Origin of the sequence: uncultured Shimia sp., assembly GCF_913054185.1 — a bacterium.
In the GTDB taxonomy this organism is placed as follows: domain Bacteria; phylum Pseudomonadota; class Alphaproteobacteria; order Rhodobacterales; family Rhodobacteraceae; genus Shimia.
The window spans coordinates 1-4,709 of sequence record NZ_CAJXIV010000153.1 but is presented as its reverse complement, the minus strand read 5'-3'; the positions used below and the strand labels follow the sequence as shown (position 1 = coordinate 4,709).

Below are 4,709 nucleotides of genomic sequence, written 5' to 3'. Positions count from 1 at the left end.
ACACTTGGGCGTGGTGAAGGGCTGAGCAGTCCTCATGTGACGGTTGAGGATGTGATTCGACTGATTGCCGAAAGTGCCCGTGCGCCACCGTTTGATTTTCTTTGATCCCAACAAACTCAACACAAAGAAAATCTATCGGACGGGAGACCACTATGTCCTTCAAAACTCTTTCCCTGGCAGCAGCTGCTGCCGTTGCCCTTGCTTTGCCTGCATTTGCAGAAAGCACCATTGCCGTAAATGACGCCTACGTACGGGTGGCCACAAAAGTATCCAAAGCAGGCGCAGCCTTTATGGTGATCGAAAACACCGGCGCTGAGGATGACCAGTTGATTGGCGTGTCCTCAGATGTGGCTAAGCGGACAGAGCTGCACACACACAAAGAAGATGCCGATGGCAACATGAAGATGTTGCACGTGAAAGAAGGCTTTGCTGTGCCTGCCAATGACACGCATGCACTGGCGCGCGGTGGGGATCACGTGATGTTCATGGGGCTGACCCGCGGTTTGGAGCACGGCGACGTTGTGACAATTACTTTGACCTTTGAGAAGGCCGGAGACGTGACCCTGGACGTGCCTGTGGATCTGGAGCGCAAACCGGATCACGGTGCGATGAAACACGGTGACCACTCTGGTCACGACATGAAGAAGTCTGACGGCTAAGCGCCAGTTAGAACCGCTGGATCAAAGGAAGGCCGGTCCGTGGGGATCGGCCTTTTGCTATTTGGTGCGGGCGAGTTCTGCGGCGACCCATTGCGGCACAACTTGTGTGGCAGGACCAAAATGGGTTTCGGCAAAGCGCGAAACTCCGGAGGAAGGCTCTAGGTTTAGCTCCACAGTATGGGCGCCAAACATGTCGGCTTCATTGACAAAATTGGCCGCAGGGTAGACCTCTCCTGAGGTGCCAATCGAGACAAACACATCGGCACGTGCCAGCGCGTTTGAGATGCGCTCCATGTCGTATGGCATTTCGCCAAACCAGACGATGTCCGGGCGGGTGGTTGGCGCGCTACAAGCAGGGCAGGAATCGTTTGGAACCATCTCAGGTGGTGCTGGCCAACGGTGGTCGCAGGTGTGGCAAAGGGCGCCGTGCAGCGTGCCATGCATGTGTAACACGTTTTGGCTGCCTGCTTTTTCATGCAACCCGTCCACGTTTTGGGTGACGATCAACACGTCCCCTGGGTAGTCGGCTTCCAGCTCGGCAAGCGCATGATGGCCAGCGTTGGGCACGGCTGCGGTCGATTGTACGCGGCGGGCGTTGTAAAAATCGTGCACCAGCTTTGGGTTGCGGGCAAATCCCTCAGGCGTGGCGACGTCTTCAATACGGTGTTGCGCCCAGAGGCCGCCTTCGTCGCGAAAGGTGCCTAGAACGCTTTCGGCGCTAATCCCAGCACCTGTGAGAATGACAATCGACTTAGGCATGGGCGCTCCAGGATGATGTTGTGGGTACTCTGGCAAGAGGTGAGAGGGGAGGCAAGGCCTTGACCTGCTATCAGGCATTGGGGATGGCTAGGGCAAAAGTGTTGGGAGTTGTGATGAAGATTCTGTTTGTGTGTTTGGGCAATATTTGCCGGTCGCCCTCGGCGGAAGGTGTGTTTCGAGGTTTGGCTCCAGACGTGGACACGGACAGCGCGGGTACGGCGGGCTGGCATGTGGGCAAGCCGCCATATGGGCCGATGCAAGACGCGGCATTGGCGCGGGGCTATGACTTCTCGGATTTGCGCGCCCGTCAGTTTTCAGCGGTGGATTTTGAGCGGTTCGATCTGATCATCGGGATGGACGCAGAGAACATCGCCAACATCGAGGTGCTGCGTCCAGTCGGGAATAAAACGGAGGTGCGCTTGTTTACGGATTATGCACCAGGCAGCGGAAAGAGCGAGGTGCCAGACCCGTATTACACCCGTGATTTTGACGGGGCGTTGGATTTGATCGAAGCGTGCGCGCGGGGGTTGAAGGCGACGTTGTGAGGGTTGGAGTTTTGAAAATCTGAAATCCGCAGCTAGGCGTCATCTTCCAGAGTTTTGAATTCGCCTTCCAGCCACGAGAAACGTTCAATGGCCGGGTTGATCATGTGGGTGTGGATCAATCCGCGCATGGTTTGTGCCACGTCGCGCGGCACAGTATCCGCCCAATCGCCGCTCGCAAGCAAGGAAATCTTGCGGCTGAAGGGCGCGAAAGGCAGTGGATGGGCCTCGACTTGATCGTGGAACCGCGCCGCGCGCAGATACCCCAAAGGGGTGGTGATTGCCCAGCCGATGCCACGTGACACCATAGCCATCAAAGAGGGATTGGAGCCAATCTCAAACCGCTGTGGTATTTCGAGTTTGGCCCGCGTCAGTTCCGCTTCGATCTGGCGTCCGATCAATTGTTCCTGCCCGTAACGGAGCATGGGGAGCTCTTGTAGGGCTGAGGTCATATTGGCTGCTTCGCGGATGTAACCCGAGGGTGCGACAAGAATAAATGGATCCCGCGCAAGGGGGTATTCTGTTATGCCTTCAAGGGGTTCTGGGGCCATGGCGGTGATGGCGAGATGTAGGTCGCCGCTTTGTATGGCGTCCGTAATTTCATGGCTCGGTGCGGTCACCAAGCGGAACCGGCAGCGTGTCATCGACTCTGCCAATTTGGTCACAAGGCGCGGTGTCAGGTCATTGTCAAAATCGTCAATGATGCCCATCGACAGTTGCGTCAGGTGGGTGAGGTCCATCACCGTCAGCTCAGATTGAGCCAGACGCAATTGGGACAGGACCTCACGGGCGCGACTGAGGTAGGCCCTTCCCGCAGAGGTGAGCTGCATCGGTCGTTTGCTGTGGTCGATCAGATCAGTGCCAAGGGCGGTCTGCAAATTGCGGATCTGTTGGGATACAGCTGGTTGGGACAGGCCGGTGATCTCTGACGCACGTGCCACAGAGCCATGCTCTGCCAGAGCCTCAAACACTTCGAGGCCGCGTAAGGTGACACCTTTGTTCAGCATTGATCTCTCCACCATCTTTGGCTTTTGTGAATAGAGCTGAACGCGAGGTCAAGTGGCTTATGCGTGGTGTTAGACGCCGAAGTCAGCGCAGGTGTTTACAACTCGACACAACACTGGTTTCGAACTTCTTGTAGCGCTTCCAGAAAATCTCATGGCTGCGCTGACCCGACTGGCGAATTTCCTGCGCCCTGTGCGGATCTTTGATGAAGCTGGCGGCCAAGCGTTGGTCCGCACGCGACAGGCTTTTGTTCGCGGTCTTTTGAATACACCGGCACATTTGGCGCGTGGCGCCATCGCGGTCAGAGCGCATGCACGCCCGGTTCAATGTGTTTGCATCACCAATGTGGGGGAGTGCGGGAACGAGCATCAGCGCCAGAAGGGGCGCGGCTAGGAATCTGGTCATGGTTGCCTCATATGTCTGTGCTGGGCCGTGTGGCATCTGTGCACCATCTGGTTCACCCAGCAAGAAAACCAAACCCAATATGGGGCAAAATCGCGTTTGACGCAATCACATGCGCGTGTCTGGCAGGCAGGGAAACGGCAGGAGATTGCAAAACCTGTGGTCAAGCGGCTCTGCCGTGGACTAAGCTGAGGAAAAGGAAGGAGGAACTTATGCCGAAGATTTCCAAGGGGGCGGACCTTCAGACCGTCATCACCACATTTGAGATGACCCCGGGCACCTGTCAGGATTTGCTGGACGCGCTCAATGACGCTTATGAGCAGTTCATCTCCAAACAGCCGGGATTTATTGCGGCGGGCCTGCATGTGAATGACGCGCAGACGCGGATTGCCAACTATTCTCAGTGGCAAAGACGCGAGGATTTTCAGGCGATGTTGCGCAGTGACGAAATGCGCGAACGCAACCGCAAAATCACCCAGTTGTGCCGTAGTTTTGAGCCTGTCATGTATGATGTCATGGCGACTTTTGAATGAGCGTGCAGCCGGCGGAATATGCTGGGTGGTGCCTGTAGGAGTTTGAAATGTATAAGCATATCTTGGTGCCAGTGGCGTTTGATGAGGCCCATGACCCAGGCGAAGCGGTTGCTGTGGCGCGGCGGTTGGTGGCTGACGACGGCCAGGTCAGCTTGTTGCATGTAATGGCGCATGTGCCGAGCTATGTGATCAACTATGTACCGGAAGGATTTCAAGCCGAGGCGCAGACCGCAATTGTGGCCAGTTTGGAGGCCATGGGGGCAGATTTGCCGAACGTAAAAGGCGTTGTAGAAGAAGGACATGCGGGCAAAACCATTGTGAAATGGGGCGCGGTAAATGCGGTGGATTGCATTGTGATTGCGTCGCATCGGCCGGGGGTTCAGGATATTGTGTTGGGCAGCACTGCAGCACAGGTTGTGCGTCATGCCAAATGCGCGGTACATGTGACTCGGTAGAGCAAAAGGAAGACAGTTCATGCGCTTAGTCAAAGTGTTGCAAGCAGCGGCGGTGGCCGTGGTTGGGGTGATGGCGCAGCCCGCGATGGCGGAGGATGATATTGGCTTCTCTGATCAGCAAACCAAGCGCACTGTGGACATTTTTACCTATGGTGTCGGGGAATGCGCGAAGGTGGCAAAGGTCTATCGCATCGATTGTTTGCGCCAGACCTATAGTCAAACTGTGCGTGTGATTTCAAAGGCTTCGGTCTATTGGGAGGCCGAAGTGGCGCTGACCCGTGTGAACCGTGGCTTGTACTCCTTTGTGCGGGCCAACACCGATTCCAACCTTGGGCGGGAACGTGTGAACGGCGG

7 protein-coding genes and 1 pseudogene are annotated in these 4,709 nt (G+C 56.3%); 5 read left to right on the top strand and 3 right to left on the bottom strand.

Annotated features, from left to right (window positions below):
• Positions 1-152: 152 nt before the first annotated feature.
• Positions 153-659 (top strand): copper chaperone PCu(A)C, encoded by a 507-nt coding sequence (locus QZ517_RS19605; RefSeq protein WP_294230610.1) that lies wholly within the window; start codon positions 153-155, stop codon positions 657-659.
• A gap of 57 nt (positions 660-716) precedes the next feature.
• Here QZ517_RS19605 and QZ517_RS19600 read toward each other — a convergent pair whose 3' ends face one another.
• Positions 717-1,418 carry an NAD-dependent deacylase gene (locus QZ517_RS19600; protein WP_294230608.1) on the bottom strand — a complete coding sequence of 234 codons (702 nt, stop codon included), beginning with the start codon at positions 1,416-1,418 and terminating at the stop codon, positions 717-719.
• Positions 1,419-1,531: 113 nt separating this feature from the next.
• Between QZ517_RS19600 and QZ517_RS19595 the strand changes: the two genes are divergently transcribed.
• Positions 1,532-1,963, top strand: coding sequence for a low molecular weight protein-tyrosine-phosphatase (locus tag QZ517_RS19595; protein ID WP_294230605.1), 432 nt, complete (start codon positions 1,532-1,534; stop codon positions 1,961-1,963).
• A 32-nt stretch (positions 1,964-1,995) separates the two neighbouring features.
• Here QZ517_RS19595 and QZ517_RS19590 read toward each other — a convergent pair whose 3' ends face one another.
• Both QZ517_RS19590 and QZ517_RS19585 read right to left on the bottom strand, forming a co-directional pair.
• On the bottom strand, positions 1,996-2,967 hold the full coding sequence (locus QZ517_RS19590; RefSeq protein ID WP_294230598.1) for a LysR family transcriptional regulator: 972 nt from the start codon (positions 2,965-2,967) through the stop codon (positions 1,996-1,998).
• A gap of 82 nt (positions 2,968-3,049) precedes the next feature.
• Positions 3,050-3,370 (bottom strand): hypothetical protein, encoded by a 321-nt coding sequence (locus QZ517_RS19585; RefSeq protein ID WP_294230595.1) that lies wholly within the window; start codon positions 3,368-3,370, stop codon positions 3,050-3,052.
• Between the two features lie 209 nt (positions 3,371-3,579).
• On the opposite strand from QZ517_RS19585, the gene QZ517_RS19580 reads away from it, so the two are divergent.
• From QZ517_RS19580 to QZ517_RS19570, 3 genes and pseudogenes are all read left to right on the top strand, one after another.
• On the top strand, positions 3,580-3,900 hold the full coding sequence (locus tag QZ517_RS19580; protein WP_294230592.1) for an antibiotic biosynthesis monooxygenase family protein: 321 nt from the start codon (positions 3,580-3,582) through the stop codon (positions 3,898-3,900).
• A gap of 47 nt (positions 3,901-3,947) precedes the next feature.
• Positions 3,948-4,355 carry a universal stress protein gene (locus QZ517_RS19575; RefSeq protein WP_294230589.1) on the top strand — a complete coding sequence of 136 codons (408 nt, stop codon included), beginning with the start codon at positions 3,948-3,950 and terminating at the stop codon, positions 4,353-4,355.
• 19 nt (positions 4,356-4,374) lie between these two features.
• Positions 4,375-4,709 (top strand): annotated as a pseudogene (locus QZ517_RS19570) (hypothetical protein); the annotation flags it as partial.

What these genes read in the sequence shown, in the direction of transcription:
- QZ517_RS19605 (WP_294230610.1), top strand. Translation starts at nt 153, where the DNA reads ATGTCCTTCAAAACTCTTTCCCTGGCAGCAGCTGCTGCCGTTGCCCTT.
- QZ517_RS19600 (WP_294230608.1), bottom strand. Translation starts at nt 1,418, where the DNA reads ATGCCTAAGTCGATTGTCATTCTCACAGGTGCTGGGATTAGCGCCGAA.
- QZ517_RS19595 (WP_294230605.1), top strand. Translation starts at nt 1,532, where the DNA reads ATGAAGATTCTGTTTGTGTGTTTGGGCAATATTTGCCGGTCGCCCTCG.
- QZ517_RS19590 (WP_294230598.1), bottom strand. Translation starts at nt 2,967, where the DNA reads ATGCTGAACAAAGGTGTCACCTTACGCGGCCTCGAAGTGTTTGAGGCT.
- QZ517_RS19585 (WP_294230595.1), bottom strand. Translation starts at nt 3,370, where the DNA reads ATGACCAGATTCCTAGCCGCGCCCCTTCTGGCGCTGATGCTCGTTCCC.
- QZ517_RS19580 (WP_294230592.1), top strand. Translation starts at nt 3,580, where the DNA reads ATGCCGAAGATTTCCAAGGGGGCGGACCTTCAGACCGTCATCACCACA.
- QZ517_RS19575 (WP_294230589.1), top strand. Translation starts at nt 3,948, where the DNA reads ATGTATAAGCATATCTTGGTGCCAGTGGCGTTTGATGAGGCCCATGAC.